This is a genomic window from Pseudactinotalea sp. Z1732, from assembly GCF_049724975.1.
Lineage (GTDB): Bacteria > Actinomycetota > Actinomycetes > Actinomycetales > Beutenbergiaceae > CALKWS01.
In genome coordinates, this window is sequence record NZ_JBMPQC010000009.1 from 20,441 (window position 1) to 36,099 (window position 15,659).

Below are 15,659 nucleotides of genomic sequence, written 5' to 3' on the forward strand. Positions count from 1 at the left end.
GACCAAGGAAGAGAAGAAACCAGCACATGAGCAAGCTCGAGATCAAGAACCTGCACGTCAACGTCGGCACCCAGGACGGCCCCAAGCCGATCCTGAAGGGCGTGGACCTGACCATCAACAGCGGCGAGATCCACGCCATCATGGGCCCGAACGGCTCGGGCAAGTCCACCCTGGCCTACGCCATCGCCGGACACCCCAACTACGAGGTCACCGACGGTGAGATTCTCCTGGACGGCGAGAACGTCCTGGAGATGGAGGTGGACGAGCGCGCCCGCGCCGGAGTGTTCCTGGCCATGCAGTACCCGGTGGAGGTCTCCGGGGTGTCGGTGTCGAACTTCCTGCGCACCGCCAAGACCGCCATCGACGGCCAGGCCCCGCCGCTGCGGACCTGGGTCAAGGACATGAACACCGCGATGGAGGGCCTGCGGATGGGCACCGACTTCGCCCAGCGGGACGTCAACACCGGCTTCTCCGGCGGTGAGAAGAAGCGCCACGAGATCCTGCAGATGCAGTTGCTCCGGCCGCGGTTCGCGATCCTGGACGAGACCGACTCCGGCCTGGACGTCGACGCCCTGCGGATCGTGGGCGAGGGCGTCAACGCCGCCCAGGCCGAGACCGGTGCCGGCATCGTGCTGATCACCCACTACACCCGGGTTCTGCAGCACATCAAGCCCGACTTCGTGCACGTGTTCGTCAACGGGCGCATCGCCGAGGAGGGTGGCCCCGAGCTGGCCGACCGCCTTGAGGCCGAGGGCTACGACCGGTTCCTGCAGGCGGTGTGATGACCAGCGCGCACCGCATCGAGCACCGGAGCGGACTCAGCGAGTCCGAACTGGCGGCGGTGCGCGCGGACTTCCCGCTGCTGCGCCGCACGGTCCGGGGTGGCCGTCCGCTGATCTACTTGGACACGGCGGCCACCTCGCAGAAGCCCGAGTGCGTCATCGACGCCGAGCAGGACTTCTATCACGCCCGCAACGCCGCCGTGCACCGCGGCGCGCACGCCCTGGCCGAGGAGGCCACCGAACTCTTCGAGCAGGCCCGTGCCGGGGTAGCCGCCTTCGTGGGGGCCGACGACGACGAGATCGTCTGGACCAAGAACGCCACCGAGGGCATCAACCTGGTGGCGTACGCGATGTCGAATGCCGCCGCCGGCCGCGGCGGCGCCGCGGCCCGGACGCTGGCGGTGGGCCCGGGCGATGAGATCGTGGTGACCCAGGCCGAGCACCACGCCAACCTGGTGCCCTGGCAGGAGTTGTGTGCCCGCACCGGCGCCACCCTGCGCTGGATCGGTCTGGATGCCCAGGGACGACTCGACCTGGCAGGCCTGGACGTGATCGGCCCGGCCACGAAGGTGGTCGCCTTCACCCACGCCTCGAACGTGACCGGAGCGATCACCCCGGTGGCGCCGGTCGTGGCCGCCGCCGAGGCGGTCGGTGCCCTCACCGTGCTGGATGCCTGCCAGTCCGCCGCGCACCTGCCCCTGGACCTGCACGCCCTGGGGGTGGACTTCGCGGTGTTCTCCGGGCACAAGATGCTCGGCCCCACCGGTATCGGCGTGCTCTACGGCCGTCGTGAGCTGCTGGAGGCGATGCCCCCGGTGGCGACCGGGGGATCGATGGTGGAGGTGGTCACGATGACCGGGACCACCTACGCCCCGCCACCGCAACGGTTCGAGGCGGGCACCCAGATGGTGGCCCAGGCCGTGGGCCTGCACACCGCGGTCGGGTACCTGCAGGAACTGGGCATGGCGGCACTGGCCGCCCACGAGGCCGCGCTCACCGAGCACCTGCTCACCGGTCTGAGTCGCATCGAGGGGGTGCGCGTGCTCGGACCGACCGAACCTGCGGACCGGCTCGCGGTGGTCTCCTTCGCGGTCGAGGGCATCCACCCCCACGACGTGGGCCAGGTGCTCGACGACGCCGGCGTGGCGGTCCGAGTGGGCCACCACTGCGCACAGCCGTTGCACCGGCACCTGGGCGTGCCGTCCTCCGCGCGCGCCTCGGCCGGGGTCTACACCAGCCATGAGGACATCGATCAGTTCTGCGCCCACCTGGCCCGGGTGCGCACCTTCTTCGAAGGAGCAGCATGAGCAACCTGGACCAGCTGTACCAGCAGGTGATCCTCGACCACGCCAAGCAGCGCACCGGGCACGGGTTGCGCGAGCGCGCCGACGGTGAGTCATTCCAGGTCAACCCGACCTGTGGTGACGAGGTGCGCCTGCAGGTTCACCTCGACACCTCCACCGGCGCGCCCCGGATCGGCGAGGTCACCTGGGAGGGGATGGGCTGCTCCATCTCACAGGCCTCCACCTCGGTGCTGACCGAACTGATCAGGGACGTCCCGGTGGGACGGGCCGATGAGATCACCGAGGCGTTCCGGGCGTTGATGGACGGGCGTGGCCGGCCGCTCGCCGAACCCCGGGCGGAAATACTCGGCGATGCCACCGCCTTCGTCGGGGTGGCCCGCTATCCGGCACGGATCAAGTGCGCGCTGCTGGGTTGGATGGCACTCCGGGATGCCACCGCGCAGGCGCTGGTTGCAGATTCGTCCGGGCCCGAGGACACTACGTGAGGAAGCGAGGCAGAGGAAACCATGACTGACATCGAGATCGAGAACGAGTACCAGCCGCCTGCGGGAGCACCGACCGCCGCGGACGTGGAAGAAGCGTTGCGCGATGTGATCGACCCCGAACTCGGCATCAACATCGTCGACCTGGGCCTGGTGTACGGGGTCAGCCTGGACCAGAACAACCAGGCGATCATCGACATGACACTGACCTCGGCGGCGTGCCCGCTGACCGACGTGATCGAGGATCAGGCCGCCCAGGTCCTGGAGGGCATCACCGAAGGCTCCCGGATTAACTGGGTCTGGATGCCGCCGTGGGGTCCGGAGAAGATCACCGACGACGGCCGCGAGCAGCTCCGGGCGCTGGGCTTCAACGTCTGAGCAGACCGGGGACGAAGCGGTGCACGCCCACGGCGATCACCGCCACCAGGATGCACTGGGCGACGTCGAAGGGGAACCGGGCCGACATGGTGGCGAACACCGCCCAGCCGCCGACGTCGGTCCGGTCGAACAGGGTCCACAAGCCGCCGGCGTAGATCAGCACCAGACCGGCCAGGGCGGCGAAGAAGAACCAGCCGAAGAAGTACCAACCGGAGGTCACCGGTGAGCGCAACGTCGCGTGGCGGGCGCTGATCCACCCCGTGATCAGCACCGCCAGCGGCAGGGTGAGCAGCACCCCGGCCCACGGGCCGTCGGTATGCGCGGCGGTGCCGTCGCCGGCCCAGGCGGCACCCACCAGGCCCATCACCAGGTAGAGCACCGCAGCCAGCAGCCCGCGCCACGGTCCCAGCACGGCCCCGGCCAGCAGCGCCGCGCCCACGAACAGCCACAGCGGCGCGGACAACACCCCGACCTCCCACTCCACCTGTGCCGCGACCGCGATCAGCAGTGCGGCCAGGGCGGTCACCGCGACCCCGGCGGCCACCTGGACCAGATTCACCTGTGCGGCCCACCGGCTGAGCGGAGCCGCCTTCTCGGTGACCCACCGCGCCTTGGGCGTGCTGCGCTGCCACCCCTGGGCGAGGGCCTCCTCGGCCCGGCGCCATGCACCGGAGCGGGTGCGGGCCGACTCGGTGGCACCGGACCGCTCGGGATCGGTCCCACCAGCGCCGGCTGTGGCAGGTGACGGCTCGCCCTCATCGACGGCGGTGCCGGGGCTGGGCACCCCGCGTACCGGGGTCGGATCGGCCGTACTCATGCTCTGCACCTTATCCGCCACCGTGCCCACGACGCCCGCCGTGGCCCGACCTGGGCGGGGAATTCCAATTGTCGGAACACCGATCAGGCCACCTACACTCGGCCCGGTGATCACCGCTACTGACGTCGAACTGCGAATCGGTGCCCGCCAGCTGCTGGACGGCGCCACCTTCCGGGTCGACACCGGCGACCGGATCGGTCTCGTGGGCCGCAACGGGGCCGGCAAGACGACCCTGACCAAGACCCTGGCCGGCCAGCATCAGGCCAGCGCCGGGACGATCACCAGCACCGGTGAGGTGGGCTACCTGCCCCAGGACCCACGCACCGGGGACCTGCAGGTGGTCGCGATGGACCGGGTGCTGTCCGCCAGAGGGCTGGACGAACTGCTGCGCCGCGTCCGCAAGGCCGAGACCGACATGGCCAGCGACGACGAGGACACGCGCGAGCGAGCGATGGCCCGGTACTCCCGCCTGGACGCCGAGTTCACCGCCCAGGGGGGATGGGCGGCCGAGTCGGAGGCCGCCCGGATCACCTCCAACCTCGGGCTACCGACCCGGGTCCTGGCCCAGCAGTTGAGCACCCTGTCCGGTGGCCAGCGGCGCCGGGTGGAACTGGCCCGGATCCTGTTCTCCGGTGCCGAGACGATGCTGTTGGATGAGCCCACGAACCACCTCGACGCCGACTCGATCACCTGGTTGCGTGACTTCCTGGCCACCTATCCCGGTGGTTTCATCGTGATCAGCCACGACACCGACCTGCTGCGTGCCACCGTGAACAAGGTGTTCCACCTGGACGCCAACCGCGCGGAACTGGAGGTGTACAACCTGGGCTGGGACGACTATCTGGCTCAGCGCGAGACCGATGAGCGCCGCCGCCGGCGGGAACGGGCGAACGCGGAGAAGAAGGCGGCCACCCTGGTCGCCCAGGCCGAGAAGATGCGCGCCAAGGCCACCAAGGCCGTCGCCGCGCAGAACATGTTCCGCCGGGCGGAGCGGATGCTGTCCGGCCTGGAGTCGACCCGGACGGCGGACAAGGTCGCCAACCTCCGGTTCCCGGACCCCGCTCCGTGCGGGCGGGTACCGTTGTCGGCGCGGGGGCTGTCCAAGAGCTACGGCTCCCAGGAGGTGTTCATCGATGTGGACCTGGACATCGATCGGGGCTCCAAGGTGGTGGTGCTCGGACTCAACGGTGCCGGCAAGACCACCCTGCTACGTCTGCTCGCCCAGGTGGAACAGCCCGACTCCGGCCAGATCAACCCCGGCCACGGGCTCAAGATCGGCTACTACGCCCAGGAACACGAGAACCTGGACACCGGTGCCACCGTGGTGGAGAACCTGCGCCGCAGCGCTCCGCACCTGACCGATACCCAGGTACGCAGCGTGCTGGGCTCGTTCCTGTTCTCCGGCGACGACGCCTTCAAGCCCGCGCGGGTGCTCTCCGGTGGTGAGAAGACGCGACTGGCGCTGGCGGTGCTGGTGGTCTCGGCCGCGAACGTGCTGCTGCTGGATGAGCCCACGAACAACCTCGACCCGGCATCCCGTGCGGAGATCCTGGAGGCGTTGCGCAACTTCACCGGTGCGGTGGTGCTGGTCAGCCACGACGAGGGAGCCGTGGCGGCGCTGGATCCCGAGCGGGTGCTGCTGTTGCCCGATGGCGACGAGGACCTGTGGAGCGAGGACTACGCCGAACTGGTCGCGCTGGCCTGAATCTGGGTCTCGATCGCCTCGTCCTCGTCGGCATCGGCCCGGCGGCGCACCGGGGCCGGTGCGCGCGGGTCCCGGGCCTCCCTGCGGGCCAGGATCACCAGGGCCACGTAGAGGCCGAGGGCGAAGACCCACCACTGCAACGCGTAGGACAGGTGCGACCCGAGGTCCGCGACCGGACGGGGGAGCAGGTTCAGTTCCGCCGGGACGACGTCGGAACCTCCCTCGGTCTCGGCGGCCAACTGGCCGTAGATCCCCGTGGCGAGCACGTACCCGGCGCTGTCATCCTCCTCGGTGCCGGTGGCTGCCGTCAGCGCCTGGGTGGGGTTCAGCCGGTGTATCTGCCCCGCGTCGAGCTCCCGCGGCGAAGGCCCTTCTGCGGGGCGCAGCCGCATGGTGGTCGTGACCTGCCCGCTGGGTAGTTCCTGGGCTGCGGCGTGGTCGGCGAAGGTGTCGGTGGTGTACCAGCCCCGGTCCACCAGCACAGCCCAGTCCGGCCCGTCGCCGACGTCCACGGCCAGCACTCCCACCACGTGATCGGCCGGGTTGCCCGCAACCCCGCGCTGGGGCAGCACCACCACCTCCCCGAGATAGCGGCCCTGAACCTGCACCGGGCGCCACTGGTGAGCAGGATCCAACTCGGCACCCGGCCGGCTGACCAGGTCGGTCAGTGGAACGGGGTCCTGGTCGAAGTTCGCCTCGACGAGGGCGACCTGGTCGGCGCGACCCTGGTACCGGGACCACTGCCAGTACCCCAGGAGGGCGCAGACCACCGAGATGGCCACCGCCGCGGCGATCAGGCCGAGCCAGCGGCGGCTGGTCAGGAAGGAGTAGCGCGATGTCATGGGCCGGCGGGTCGTTCCTCCGGCGGCAGGTCGGCCAGGGCCACCGTCTCCCGGTGGAACCCGCGGGCGCCCAGGAAGTTCTCCAGGTGGGTGCGGTGGTCCGGACAGGCCATCCAGATCTTGCGCCGTCCGGGGGTGTGCAGTTTCGGATTGTTCCACCGCAGCGCCCACTGCGCACCGGCGCGGCAGCCCTTGGCGCTGCAGATCAGGTCAGTCATGGCGCTGCTCCAACTCCACCCGACCGGAGGCGGTGATCTGCGGATCGGGCTCGGTATAGGGGGTGGCTCCGGTGGGTTTGTCCACGCTCTCGCTGCCCAGGGCCACCGCCACATAGGGCAGCACCACCGCCAGGACGATGCTCACCCAGCGCAGCCAACCCTCGGTGTAGACGGCCCCGACCAGCCCGGCGCACCTGATCCCCATCGTGATCAGGTACCGCCGCATCCGCCTGCTGTTGCGCACGCTGAGTGGTTCCGCGGCGCTGGTGACGGAGTGGACCTCGGGCATACCTGCCAGCCTACGCCGCGCGCGGCCATGATGACTCGCCGGGCCGTGCTCCGGTCCGTTCCCCGTGGGGACCGCCGGTGCACTACCGTCTATGCGCAGTTGCTAGTCGAAGGGATCAGCGTGAGCGAGCAGCACAGCAGTGATCAGCCCCGCACCGTGGTGGTGACCGGAGCCAACCGCGGGATCGGGTATGCGATCGCGCAGCGGTTCGCCGCGGCCGGGGAGAAGGTGGCCGGGATCCACCGCAGCGGCGAGGTGCCGCCGGGGGTCCTGGGCGTACGGGCCGACATCACCGACACCGATTCGGTGGACTCCGCCTTCACCACCATCGAGGCCGAACTGGGCCCGGTGCAGGTGCTGGTGGCCAACGCCGGGATGAACCGGGACATGCTGCTGCTGCGGATGAGCGAGGAGGACTTCGCCGACGTCGTGGATGTCAACCTCACCGGCACGTTCCGGTGCGTCAAGCGGGTCAGCAAGGGGATGGTCCGCCAGCGTGGTGGGCGGATCGTGCTGATCTCCTCGGTGGTGGGCCTGTACGGCTCACCCGGGCAGATCAATTACTCCTCGGCCAAGGCCGGCCTGGTGGGCATGGCCCGCTCGATCACCCGGGAACTGGGCGCCCGAGGCATTACCGCCAACGTCGTCGCCCCCGGTTTCATCGACACCGCGATGACGGCCGAACTACCCGAACAGACCCAGGCGAAATACCTGGAGGCCATCCCCGCGGCCCGGTTCGGTGCGGTGGAGGACGTGGCCACCGCGGTGGAGTTCCTCGCCGCACCGCAGTCCGGTTACATCTCCGGGGCGGTGCTGCCGGTGGACGGCGGCCTGGGCATGGGTCACTGAGACGAACACGAGAGGTAGCGAGAACAGCATGGGACTTCTGGACGGAAAGAAGCTCTTCATCACCGGGGTGCTGATGGAGAGTTCGATCGCTTTCCATGTGGCGCGCCTCGCCCAGAACGAGGGCGCCGACGTGGTGCTGTCCTCCTTCGGGCGGCAGCTGCGCCTGACCCGCGCCATCGCGCGCCGGCTGCCGAAGGAGGCACCGGTGGTGGAACTGGACGTGACATCCGCCGAGGACCTGGAGGCCCTGGCCGGGCGCGTGGGTGAGCACACCGACCACCTCGACGGCGTGGTGCACTCCATCGGGTTCGCCCCGCAGTCGGTGATGGGCGGGAACTTCCTGGACGGGCAGTGGCCGGACGTGGCCACCGCGTTGGAGGTCTCGGCGTACTCGCTGAAGTCTCTCGCGGTGGCGACCCGGCCGATGCTGCGGCCCGGCTCAGCGGTGGTGGGGCTCACCTTCGACGCCCGCTACGCCTGGCCGGTCTACGACTGGATGGGAGTGGCCAAGGCGGCCTTCGAGTCCACCGCCCGCTACCTCGCCCGGGACCTGGGCCCGGACGGGATCCGGGTGAACCTGGTCTCGGCGGGCCCGATCCGCTCCACTGCCGCCAAGTCCATTCCCGGGTTCGCCCAGATGGAGGGCGCCTGGCCCGACCGGGCGCCGCTGGGCTGGGACGTGGACGACCCGGAGCCCACCGCCCGGGCGGTGGCCGCGTTGTGCTCGGACTGGTTCCCGGCAACGACCGGCGAGATCGTGCACGTCGACGGCGGCGTGCACGCGATGGGTCAGTGATGGCCCGGCTGAGCCTGCTGCGGCACGCCCAAGCCGAACCCCACGCCCCCACCGGTGCCGATGTGGACCGGGCGCTCAGCCTGCACGGACGCACCCAGGCCAAGGGGCTGGCGGCGCTGCTCACCGCACACGGCGCGGTGCCCGGCCTGGTGCTGTGCTCCAGCGCCAATCGTGCCGTCGAGACGTGGAAACTGATCGAGACCGGCCTGGGCGAGCAGGACGTGGACACCACCGGCATCGAGGTGCGCCGGGCGCCGGAGATCTACGGGGCCGGTGCGGGTGAGTTGCTCGACCTGGTTCGCGCGTCGCCGGCGCAGACCGTCTCGGTGCTGGTGGTGGGGCACGAACCGGTGATCTCCCACGTCGCCCGGATCCTGGCCGGGCCGGACTCCCAGGAGGCCGCGATGGCCCGGGTCCGCACCGGAATGAGTACGGCCATGCTCGCCGTGCTGGGGGTGGACCGACCCTGGGCCGAGCTCGGCCGCGGCGCAGCCACCCTCACCGACCTGGCCGAACCACAGCCGGGCACCTGAGGGCGCTCAGCGGTCCAGGACGGCCAGCAGCGCGTCCAGCCGGTCGGTCAGGACCACGTCGGCTGCCTCGGCCAGGGCCTGCTTGGGCCGGTAACCCACCCCGAGGCCGGCAGCGGTGACCATGTCCAGGTCGTTCGCGCCGTCGCCGACGGCCACCGTGTCGGCCAGGTCGATGCCCTCGGCGGCGGCGAACGCGCGCAGGAAGTCCGCCTTGGTCGCCCGGTCCACGATCTCCCCGCGCAGCCGCCCGCTCAGGCGGGCGCCGTCGTCGTCGGTCTCCAGGCGGTTGGCCTGCACCCGGGTGATGCCGTGCGCGGTGGCCAGGGGGTCGACGATCTCATGGAAACCCCCGGAGACCAGGCCCACCGGCCAGCCCCGCTGATGCAGCCCCGCGATGAGCTCGCCGGCGCCGGGGCTGAGGCTGATCCGGGCCCGCACCGCGTCGATCGCCGAGGTCGCCAGGCCGGCCAGCGCGGCCACCCGCTCGCGCAGCGCCGCAGCGAAATCGAGTTCCCCGGCCATCGCGCGTTCGGTGATCGCCGCCACCTGCGGGCCCACCCCCGCGTGGGCGGCGAGCAGGTCGATCTGTTCCTCGGCGATGAACGTGGAGTCCACATCCAGCACCACCAGGCGGCGCCGGCTCATCCGTGCGTGATCCGGGTTCCCTTGGGCACCACGGTGATGCCGGCATCGGTGACGGTGAACCCACGGGAGGCATCCAACTCGGTATCCACACCCACCGAGGCACCCTCGCTGACCACCACGTTCTTGTCCAGGATCGCCTTGTGCACGTGCGCGTGCCGGTGCACCACGACGCCGTCGAGCAGTACCGAGTCCGCCACAGTGGACCAGGAGTTCACCCGGGTGCCGGGGGAGAGGATGGAGCCGCGCACGTCACCACCGGAGATGACCACTCCGGGGGAGATGATCGAGTCCACCGCGTGCCCGGTCCGTCCCGCCACGGAGTGCACGAACTTCGCCGGCGGCAGGCCCACGTAGCCGGTGTGCACCGGCCAGTCGTCGTTGTACAGGTTGAACACCGGCTCGACGTTGATCAGGTCGATGTTCGCGTCGTAGTAGGAGTCCAGGGTTCCCACATCACGCCAGTAGTTCCGGTCCCGGTCGGTGGAGCCTGGTACGTCGTTGTGGATGAAGTCGTACAGCCCGGCCTGCCCCTTGTCCACGAAGTAGGGCACGATGTCCCCGCCCATATCGTGCCTGGAGGTGGTGGACCTGGCGTCCTCGCGGACCGAGGCGACCAGGGCGTCGGCATTGAAGACGTAGTTGCCCATGGACGCCAGCACCTCCCGGGGGGAGTCGGCCAGGCCCTGCGGATTCTCCGGCTTCTCCAGGAACGCCGCGATCCGGCTCGGATCGGCGGTGTCGGCGTCGACCACGCCGAACTGGTTCGCCAGTTCGATCGGCTGGCGGATCCCGGCCACGGTCATCTCCGCGCCGGAATCGATATGGGTGTGCACCATCTGGGAGAAGTCCATCCGGTAGACGTGATCGGCACCGACCACCACCACGATGTCCGGCTTCTCCTCGTCGATGATGTTCAGGGATTGGTAGATCGCATCGGCGCTGCCCAGGAACCAGTTCTTGCCCACCCGCTGCTGGGCCGGCACCGGGGCCACGTAGTTGCCGAGCAGGGAGGACATCCGCCAGGTCTTGGCGATGTGGCGGTCCAGGGAGTGCGACTTGTACTGGGTCAGCACCACCACGCGCAGGTACCCGGCGTTGACGACATTGGACAACGCGAAGTCGATCAGGCGGTAGATCCCACCGAAGGGAACCGCAGGTTTTGCCCGATCCGCCGTGAGCGGCATCAGCCGCTTCCCCTCGCCTCCAGCCAGGACAATCGCGAGAACCCGTGGTGTGGCCATGCCATGAACCCTAGGCTGAGCACGCGGGTTCAGCCACCGATTCCGCACCGCAAGTTCCCGCCGTGGTGTCCGGTGGGGGGAAGGATGCCTCACCATGCGCGTCGACCTGCTCACCAGGGAGTACCCGCCGCACGTGTACGGCGGAGCCGGCGTGCACGTGACCGAACTCGCCCGGGTGCTCCGAGCGCACGTGGACGTGCAGGTGCGCTGCTTCGACGGCGCCCGCACCGACGCGGGAGTACACGGTTACGACGAACCCGAGGGGTTGGCGCAGGCCAACCCGGCGCTGCGCACCTTCGGCGTCGATCTGGCGATGGCCGCCGACGCCGCCGGAGCCGACCTGGTGCACTCCCACACCTGGTACGCCAACCTCGGCGGGCATCTGGCCGGCCTGCTGCACGGCATCCCGCACGTGCTCAGCGCGCACTCACTGGAGCCGCTGCGCCCCTGGAAGGCCGAGCAGCTCGGCGGTGGGTACGCGCTGTCCGGCTGGGCCGAGCACACCGCCTACTCCTCCGCGGCCGGGATCATCGCGGTCAGTCACGCGATGCGTGCCGACATCCTGGCCGCCTACCCCGACGTGGATCCGGAGAAGGTCTCGGTGGTGCACAACGGGGTGGACCTACAGAACTGGGCCCGCCCGCAACGCCAGGTCAGCGAACAGGTCGCGCGGCGCCACGGGGTGGACCCGGAGGTGCCGGCGGTGATCTTCGTGGGCCGGATCACGCGGCAGAAGGGCCTGGCCTACCTGGTGCGGGCCGCGCACCAACTGCCGCCGGAGGTGCAACTGGTGCTCTGCGCCGGCGCCCCGGACACCCCCGAGATCGCCGCCGAGATCAGTGCGGCGATCGGCCGGTTGCGGCGTACCCACCCGAACGTGATCTGGATCGACCGGATGCTCCCGCACGCCGACGTGGTCGGACTGCTGGCCAGTTCCACCGTGTTCGCCTGCCCCTCGATCTATGAGCCGCTGGGGATCGTGAACCTGGAGGCGATGGCGCTGGGCGTGCCGGTGGTCGCCTCGGCCACCGGTGGCATTCCCGAGGTGGTCGCCGACGGTGTCACCGGAACCCTGGTGCCGCTGGACCAGGCCGACGACGGCACCGGCACCCCGAGTGACCCGGAGGCCTTCGTGGCCGACGTGGCCCGGGCGTTGAACGACATGCTCGCCGACCCCGAGCGCGCCGCCGCGATGGGGGAGGCCGGCCGGGTCCGGGCGGCCGAACACTTCTCCTGGGACGCGATCGGGGAGCGCACGCTGGAGGTCTACCGCAGCGTGCTGGGCTAGTGCCGGTCAGAACCCGGAAACGCTGACGGCGCACAGGGCGCCGCGGGCGGCCGCGGCCACGTGCCGCAGAGCGGCGGTGCGCTGATCGGCCTGCCAGGAGTTCACCGCGGCGCCGTCGTCCTGGGTGGCCAGGTCCACGATGGCTTGCAGGCGCACCGCGCGGGAGAGCACGTGCGAGCGCCTGGGATCCAGACCGGGCGGGATCCGGTCGGCGGCCGGCGGGGGCAACTCGTCGCTGCCGAGCATCGCGATCTCCTCGGCGGCCTCCTCCCGCCACCGGGCCACATCCATACTGAGCAGGGTCTCGATCGCCAGGTCGAGCGCCTCGGCGAGCCCGGTGCGGGCCTCGGCCATCGTGATCACCGGCGGCACCCACCCCGACCCGTCCACCGGCTCGGTCCAGACCTGCCAGCCCAGCAGCTCACCGGGTTCGAGTTCGGAGCCGAAGGCCCGCTCATCCGGGACCGCGATCCGCAACAGCCCCGGGGCGCCGCGGGGTGGGCCGCTGATCAGCGCCTGCCCGGCCTCCAGCGCCGCCGCGCGCGCCGGGGCCGGCAGCGGGACCGGCTCGCCCGGTACCGGCGTCACCGCCAGGACCGCGGTACCGGCGACCTGGGTGAGCAGATCCGCGGTCGGCATCCCGTCGTCGTCGGCCACCGCCCGCACCGCCCGGGCCGCCTGCGCCAACTCCTCCGGGCTCGGGGCGGTGCCGAGCCGGTTCGCCCACAGGGCGACCAGCACGGAACGGGGTATGTCGAGGCGCATGGTGACCACCGTAGGTGAACTAGGCTCTGGCGATATGGGTGATGTGCTCAACCTGACCGATGTGACCGTGCGCCGCGGCGCCAAGAACATTCTCGACGGCGTGGACTGGTCGGTCGATGAGGGGGACCGGTGGGTGGTGCTCGGCCCGAACGGGGCCGGCAAGACCACGCTGATGCAACTCGCCGCGGCCCGGATGCACCCCACCTCGGGAACGGTGGAGGTCTTCGGAGAGCGCCTGGGCGCGGTGGACGTGTTCGAGTTGCGGCCGCTGATCGGGCTGGCCAGTGCGGCGCTGGCGGACCGGATCCCCGGTGGTGAGGTGGTGCTGGACGTGGTCCGCACGGCCTCCTACGGGATGACCGGACGGTGGCGGGAGTCGTATGAGGAACTGGATGACTCCCGCGCGATGGATCTGCTGGCCGCCTTCGGGGTGGCCGATCTCGCCCAGCGCCGTTTCGGCACCCTGTCCGAGGGCGAGCGCAAGCGAACCCAGATCGCCCGTGCCCTGATGGCCGATCCCGAACTGCTCATCCTGGACGAACCCGGCGCGGGGCTGGACCTGGGTGGCCGCGAGGAACTGATGGGCGCGCTGACCGAGCTCGCCCGCGATCTGGCCTCGCCGGTACTGGTGCTCATCACCCACCACGTGGAGGAGGTGCCCGAGGGCTTCACCGACGCGATGCTGATGCGCGAGGGGAAGGTGGAGGCCGCCGGGGAACTGTACTCGGTGATGACCGAGCAGAACCTCTCGCGCACCTTCGGGGTGGATCTGGTGGTGGAGCGGCACGGGCAGCGCTGGAGCGCCCGCGGACGGCCCCACCGCTCCCGGAGCGGCGGTGCGCACGCCTGAGACCGGGCGAAAGGGGCCAGCGAAGAGTTTACGAGTCGTTTAGACTAACGGGGACGACACGCGGGAGGTATGGGAATGGGCTGGCTGTGGTGGCTGGGGGTGGCATTGGTCCTGGGCGTCGTCGAGATGCTCACCGTGGACCTGCTGTTCCTGATGCTGGCCGGCGGCGCCACCGCGGCAGCGATCTCCGGGGCGCTGGGAGCCCCGTTCTGGCTGCAGTTGATCATCGCGGCGGTGGTCTCGGTAGGGCTGCTGGTGCTGGTGCGCCCCTGGGCCCTGGCCAAACTCAAGGCGAACACCCCGCAGGCGCGCACCAACGTGGACGCGCACCGCGGTCGGATCGCCACCGTGGTCTCCGACGTCTCTGACCGGGCCGGCCGCGTGAAACTGACCGGCGAGGTGTGGACCGCACGCACCGAGGCGCCCGGGGCGGTGCTGCCGGTAGGGGCCCGGGTGAGCGTGGTGCGCATCGAGGGCGCCACCGCGATCGTGGAACCGCTGCCGGTGGAGACCAACCCGAGCCAGCCCTACGGCCCGCCGGGGCCCGGATACTGACCCCCAGCCCCTAGGCTGTCAGCAGTACTGATCCGACCACCAGTCATCAATCAAGGGAATTAGCGTGACCGGAGCACAAATCGGTTTCATCGTGGTGGCGGTCATCTTCGCCATCTTCGTCATCGTGGCGATTCGCCAGTCGATCCGGATCGTGCCACAGGCCGTGGCACTGATCATCGAACGGCTGGGCCGCTACCAGTCCACCATGTACGCGGGGTTGCACTTCCTGATCCCCTTCATCGACCGCGTCCGGGCCGGGGTGGACCTGCGTGAGCAGGTCGTGTCGTTCGCCCCGCAGCCGGTGATCACCTCCGACAACCTGGTGGTCTCCATCGACACGGTCATCTACTTCCAGGTGACCGAACCCAAGGACGCGACCTATGAGATCGCGAACTACATCACCGGTATCGAACAGCTCACCGTGACCACGTTGCGTAACGTGATCGGGTCGATGGACCTGGAGCAGACCCTGACCAGCCGGGACCAGATCAACGGGCAGTTGCGCGGGGTACTGGACGAAGCCACCGGGCGCTGGGGGATCCGCGTGAACCGCGTCGAACTCAAGGCGATCGACCCGCCGGCCAGCGTGCAGGGCTCGATGGAGCAGCAGATGCGCGCCGAGCGGGATCGCCGTGCGGCGATCCTGACCGCCGAGGGTGTCAAGCAGTCCCAGATCCTGACCGCCGAGGGTGAGAAGCAGGCCGCGATCCTGCGGGCCGAGGGTCAGGCGCAGTCCGCGATCCTCAAGGCCCAGGGTGAGTCCCGCGCCATCCTGCAGGTGTTCGACGCCATCCACCGCGGTGACGCCGATCCGAAGCTGCTGGCCTACCAGTACCTGCAGATGCTGCCGCAGATCGCCAACGGTTCCTCCTCCAAGCTCTGGGTCATCCCCACCGAGTTCACCGCTGCGCTGGGCTCGATCTCCTCCGCCTTCGGCGGCGGCGCCACCCCGCCCGGGTTCGAGGGCTTCGGCGATGACGACGACGACGGTGGCGACGGGAACGGCGACGGCGACGGGAACGGCGGGCCGAGGAAGAAGCGGAAGAAGGAGCGCGCCTCCACCGTGGAGCACATCGAGGGCCTGGACGTGGAACTCCCGGAGACCTCGCTGCAGGACCCATCCGAGGCGCTGCGGGAGGCTCGCGGACAGGTCGATGAGGCCACCGCCGAGGCGACCACGGCCGGGGAGACCTCCGGGCGTCCGTTCTCCGGTGCGGCCGAGGCCGGCCAGGTGCCCGAGGGCGGCGAGGACGCCGCGCCGCCCCCGCCCCCGCAGCCGCGTCAGTAGCCGGCGCCACCGCTGCGCTCACCGCGAACGCA

19 protein-coding genes are annotated in these 15,659 nt (G+C 70.3%); 12 read left to right on the plus strand and 7 right to left on the minus strand.

What is annotated here, in order from left to right:
- The first annotated feature begins 26 nt into the window (after positions 1-26).
- The 4 genes from sufC to ACPL7H_RS14800 are packed head-to-tail and all read left to right on the plus strand — an operon-like array spanning position 27 to position 2,946.
- Positions 27-782 carry a Fe-S cluster assembly ATPase SufC gene (sufC, locus tag ACPL7H_RS14785; protein ID WP_424797612.1) on the plus strand — a complete coding sequence of 252 codons (756 nt, stop codon included), beginning with the start codon at positions 27-29 and terminating at the stop codon, positions 780-782.
- A complete protein-coding gene (locus ACPL7H_RS14790; RefSeq protein WP_424797613.1) occupies positions 782-2,089 on the plus strand; it encodes a SufS family cysteine desulfurase in 1,308 nt (435 codons plus the stop codon). The genes sufC and ACPL7H_RS14790 overlap by 1 nt, the downstream gene beginning before the upstream one ends.
- Complete coding sequence (gene sufU / locus ACPL7H_RS14795; RefSeq protein WP_424797614.1) at positions 2,086-2,571, plus strand: Fe-S cluster assembly sulfur transfer protein SufU; 486 nt, start codon at positions 2,086-2,088, stop codon at positions 2,569-2,571. Before ACPL7H_RS14790 ends, sufU begins: the two co-directional genes overlap by 4 nt.
- Positions 2,572-2,592: 21 nt before the next feature.
- On the plus strand, positions 2,593-2,946 hold the full coding sequence (locus ACPL7H_RS14800) for a metal-sulfur cluster assembly factor (protein ID WP_424787849.1): 354 nt from the start codon (positions 2,593-2,595) through the stop codon (positions 2,944-2,946).
- Here the strand turns inward: ACPL7H_RS14800 and ACPL7H_RS14805 are convergent.
- The gene (locus ACPL7H_RS14805) at positions 2,936-3,763 is read right to left on the minus strand and encodes a biotin transporter BioY (protein ID WP_424797615.1); all 828 of its coding nucleotides are present in this window, start codon (positions 3,761-3,763) and stop codon (positions 2,936-2,938) included. The genes ACPL7H_RS14800 and ACPL7H_RS14805 overlap by 11 nt on opposite strands.
- 106 nt (positions 3,764-3,869) lie before the next feature.
- Here ACPL7H_RS14805 and ACPL7H_RS14810 point away from each other — a divergent pair, with 106 nt between their 5' ends.
- On the plus strand, positions 3,870-5,468 hold the full coding sequence (locus tag ACPL7H_RS14810) for an ABC-F family ATP-binding cassette domain-containing protein (protein WP_424787847.1): 1,599 nt from the start codon (positions 3,870-3,872) through the stop codon (positions 5,466-5,468).
- Here ACPL7H_RS14810 and ACPL7H_RS14815 read toward each other — a convergent pair.
- Genes ACPL7H_RS14815 through ACPL7H_RS14825 form a run of 3 tightly spaced genes read right to left on the minus strand, consistent with a single transcriptional unit; the run spans position 5,441 to position 6,817 of the window.
- Complete coding sequence (locus tag ACPL7H_RS14815; protein ID WP_424797616.1) at positions 5,441-6,310, minus strand: SURF1 family protein; 870 nt, start codon at positions 6,308-6,310, stop codon at positions 5,441-5,443. The two genes, ACPL7H_RS14810 and ACPL7H_RS14815, sit on opposite strands and share 28 nt — an antisense overlap.
- Entirely contained in the window at positions 6,307-6,528 is a 222-nt protein-coding gene (locus ACPL7H_RS14820; RefSeq protein ID WP_424787845.1) for a hypothetical protein, read from the minus strand. The genes ACPL7H_RS14815 and ACPL7H_RS14820 overlap by 4 nt, the downstream gene beginning before the upstream one ends.
- On the minus strand, positions 6,521-6,817 hold the full coding sequence (locus ACPL7H_RS14825) for a DUF3099 domain-containing protein (protein WP_424787844.1): 297 nt from the start codon (positions 6,815-6,817) through the stop codon (positions 6,521-6,523). Before ACPL7H_RS14825 ends, ACPL7H_RS14820 begins: the two co-directional genes overlap by 8 nt.
- 120 nt (positions 6,818-6,937) lie before the next feature.
- Between ACPL7H_RS14825 and fabG the strand changes: the two genes are divergently transcribed.
- From fabG to ACPL7H_RS14840, 3 genes are read left to right on the plus strand one after another with little or no spacing between them, the layout of a single operon-like run.
- A complete protein-coding gene (gene fabG, locus ACPL7H_RS14830; RefSeq protein WP_424797617.1) occupies positions 6,938-7,666 on the plus strand; it encodes a 3-oxoacyl-ACP reductase FabG in 729 nt (242 codons plus the stop codon).
- A gap of 28 nt (positions 7,667-7,694) precedes the next feature.
- Positions 7,695-8,462 (plus strand): enoyl-ACP reductase FabI, encoded by a 768-nt coding sequence (gene fabI / locus ACPL7H_RS14835; protein WP_424797618.1) that lies wholly within the window; start codon positions 7,695-7,697, stop codon positions 8,460-8,462.
- Positions 8,462-8,995: a SixA phosphatase family protein gene (locus tag ACPL7H_RS14840; protein WP_424797619.1), complete on the plus strand. Its 534-nt coding sequence runs from the start codon at positions 8,462-8,464 to the stop codon at positions 8,993-8,995. Before fabI ends, ACPL7H_RS14840 begins: the two co-directional genes overlap by 1 nt.
- A 6-nt stretch (positions 8,996-9,001) precedes the next feature.
- Here ACPL7H_RS14840 and serB read toward each other — a convergent pair whose 3' ends face one another.
- Entirely contained in the window at positions 9,002-9,640 is a 639-nt protein-coding gene (gene serB / locus ACPL7H_RS14845) for a phosphoserine phosphatase SerB (RefSeq protein ID WP_424797620.1), read from the minus strand.
- Positions 9,637-10,881: a glucose-1-phosphate adenylyltransferase gene (gene glgC / locus ACPL7H_RS14850; protein WP_424797621.1), complete on the minus strand. Its 1,245-nt coding sequence runs from the start codon at positions 10,879-10,881 to the stop codon at positions 9,637-9,639. The genes serB and glgC overlap by 4 nt, the downstream gene beginning before the upstream one ends.
- 94 nt (positions 10,882-10,975) lie before the next feature.
- On the opposite strand from glgC, the gene glgA reads away from it, so the two are divergent.
- Positions 10,976-12,169 (plus strand): glycogen synthase, encoded by a 1,194-nt coding sequence (gene glgA / locus ACPL7H_RS14855; RefSeq protein ID WP_424797622.1) that lies wholly within the window; start codon positions 10,976-10,978, stop codon positions 12,167-12,169.
- Positions 12,170-12,175: 6 nt separating this feature from the next.
- Here glgA and ACPL7H_RS14860 read toward each other — a convergent pair whose 3' ends face one another.
- Positions 12,176-12,934: a hypothetical protein gene (locus ACPL7H_RS14860; RefSeq protein ID WP_424797623.1), complete on the minus strand. Its 759-nt coding sequence runs from the start codon at positions 12,932-12,934 to the stop codon at positions 12,176-12,178.
- A 34-nt stretch (positions 12,935-12,968) separates the two neighbouring features.
- Here ACPL7H_RS14860 and ACPL7H_RS14865 point away from each other — a divergent pair, with 34 nt between their 5' ends.
- The 3 genes from ACPL7H_RS14865 to ACPL7H_RS14875 all read left to right on the plus strand — a co-directional run bounded on the left by ACPL7H_RS14865 (position 12,969) and on the right by ACPL7H_RS14875 (position 15,627).
- Positions 12,969-13,784 carry an ABC transporter ATP-binding protein gene (locus ACPL7H_RS14865; protein ID WP_424797624.1) on the plus strand — a complete coding sequence of 272 codons (816 nt, stop codon included), beginning with the start codon at positions 12,969-12,971 and terminating at the stop codon, positions 13,782-13,784.
- Between the two features lie 75 nt (positions 13,785-13,859).
- Entirely contained in the window at positions 13,860-14,339 is a 480-nt protein-coding gene (locus tag ACPL7H_RS14870) for an NfeD family protein (protein ID WP_424791465.1), read from the plus strand.
- Between the two features lie 58 nt (positions 14,340-14,397).
- Positions 14,398-15,627 (plus strand): SPFH domain-containing protein, encoded by a 1,230-nt coding sequence (locus ACPL7H_RS14875; protein WP_424797674.1) that lies wholly within the window; start codon positions 14,398-14,400, stop codon positions 15,625-15,627.
- Positions 15,628-15,659: the final 32 nt, after the last annotated feature.

Coding starts and splice junctions, on each gene's coding strand:
- glgA (WP_424797622.1), top strand. CDS start 10,976: ATGCGCGTCGACCTGCTCACCAGGGAGTACCCGCCGCACGTGTACGGC.
- fabI (WP_424797618.1), top strand. CDS start 7,695: ATGGGACTTCTGGACGGAAAGAAGCTCTTCATCACCGGGGTGCTGATG.
- serB (WP_424797620.1), bottom strand. CDS start 9,640: ATGAGCCGGCGCCGCCTGGTGGTGCTGGATGTGGACTCCACGTTCATC.
- ACPL7H_RS14860 (WP_424797623.1), bottom strand. CDS start 12,934: ATGCGCCTCGACATACCCCGTTCCGTGCTGGTCGCCCTGTGGGCGAAC.
- ACPL7H_RS14815 (WP_424797616.1), bottom strand. CDS start 6,310: ATGACATCGCGCTACTCCTTCCTGACCAGCCGCCGCTGGCTCGGCCTG.
- ACPL7H_RS14825 (WP_424787844.1), bottom strand. CDS start 6,817: ATGCCCGAGGTCCACTCCGTCACCAGCGCCGCGGAACCACTCAGCGTG.
- ACPL7H_RS14840 (WP_424797619.1), top strand. CDS start 8,462: ATGGCCCGGCTGAGCCTGCTGCGGCACGCCCAAGCCGAACCCCACGCC.
- ACPL7H_RS14800 (WP_424787849.1), top strand. CDS start 2,593: ATGACTGACATCGAGATCGAGAACGAGTACCAGCCGCCTGCGGGAGCA.
- ACPL7H_RS14805 (WP_424797615.1), bottom strand. CDS start 3,763: ATGAGTACGGCCGATCCGACCCCGGTACGCGGGGTGCCCAGCCCCGGC.
- ACPL7H_RS14820 (WP_424787845.1), bottom strand. CDS start 6,528: ATGACTGACCTGATCTGCAGCGCCAAGGGCTGCCGCGCCGGTGCGCAG.
- sufU (WP_424797614.1), top strand. CDS start 2,086: ATGAGCAACCTGGACCAGCTGTACCAGCAGGTGATCCTCGACCACGCC.
- sufC (WP_424797612.1), top strand. CDS start 27: ATGAGCAAGCTCGAGATCAAGAACCTGCACGTCAACGTCGGCACCCAG.
- ACPL7H_RS14870 (WP_424791465.1), top strand. CDS start 13,860: ATGGGCTGGCTGTGGTGGCTGGGGGTGGCATTGGTCCTGGGCGTCGTC.
- ACPL7H_RS14865 (WP_424797624.1), top strand. CDS start 12,969: ATGGGTGATGTGCTCAACCTGACCGATGTGACCGTGCGCCGCGGCGCC.
- ACPL7H_RS14790 (WP_424797613.1), top strand. CDS start 782: ATGACCAGCGCGCACCGCATCGAGCACCGGAGCGGACTCAGCGAGTCC.
- glgC (WP_424797621.1), bottom strand. CDS start 10,881: ATGGCCACACCACGGGTTCTCGCGATTGTCCTGGCTGGAGGCGAGGGG.